Origin of the sequence: Kocuria varians (genome assembly GCF_006539885.1) — a bacterium.
GTDB classification, from domain to species: domain Bacteria; phylum Actinomycetota; class Actinomycetes; order Actinomycetales; family Micrococcaceae; genus Kocuria; species Kocuria varians.
On the sequence record NZ_BJNW01000046.1, the window covers coordinates 1 to 1,009 of the forward strand.

The window sequence follows — 1,009 nt, forward strand, 5'->3', positions numbered from 1 at the left end:
CGGCTTCTCGTTCGGCCTCACTGGTGTAGGGCTGCGCGTAGGCCCATTCAGCGGCCAGCGTCCGGTTGAACCGCTCGACCTTGCCGTTGGTCTGCGGCCTGTAGGGTTTCGTCCATCGGTGCTTGATGTCCTCACCCAGTGCCTCAGCGAAGGCATGGGAGCGGTAGCGGGCACCGTTGTCCGTCATCACTGCCGTCACGCGCACTCCGAGGCTGGCGAAGAACGCTTCGGCCCTTCTCCAGAACGCCGCCGCAGTCTCCTTGCGTTCATCGTCGAGGAGCTCGGAGTATGCGACCCGCGAGTGGTCATCCACCGCATGGTGGAGATACCGGTAGCCACGTGAGCCCGCTGCTCCGTGTCGGTTGGCTCTATCCCGCACGACGCCGGCGGCACGGTCCTGGGCGGAGCCTCGACCGTGGACCCGCCAACCACCGCCGTCAGGAATACGGCCTTGCTTCTTGATATCCACGTGCACCAGCTGGCCCGGTGAGGCGACTTCGTAGCGCACTGGTTTCGGCTTTCGAACCGGTAGCCCGGTGGTCTGGTCGATGTTGACCAGCTTCGGCATCCGGAACCGGGCCAGAACCCTCCCCACCGTGGAGCGGTGCAGGTGCAGGTGATACGCAATTCGGTGCGGACCCCAGCGGCGGGTGAACCGTAACGCGATGATCCTGCGCTGCGTCTTGTGCGGCAGTCGGTTCGGGCACGTGCGTGGTCGTGAACCGCGGTCGGTGAGTGCTTCCCCAGCGCGGTACCGGTCCGCCCATCGCTTCGCTGTAGCCGGGGAGCACTGGAAGCGTTCGGCTGCTCGGCGTAACGGCCACCCCTGCTTCACGACGAGGATAGCGAGGCGACGACGTCCCTAGGGCGTCAAAGGTGCGTTAGCGTGAGTCACGAAGGCCTCCGTGGTGAAGATGTTGAGTGTGGTAACCCACATCTTGCCCGGAGGCTTTCATCTACCCCGCGTGTTCACAACCTGCCGGGGAAGTACACCTAGCGCAGCGCCTCC

General features: G+C 64.9%; 1 pseudogene. It reads right to left on the bottom strand.

Annotated features, from left to right (window positions below):
* A pseudogene (locus tag KVA01_RS12560) lies at positions 1 to 895 on the bottom strand (IS481 family transposase); the annotation flags it as partial.
* Positions 896 to 1,009 lie beyond the last annotated feature (114 nt).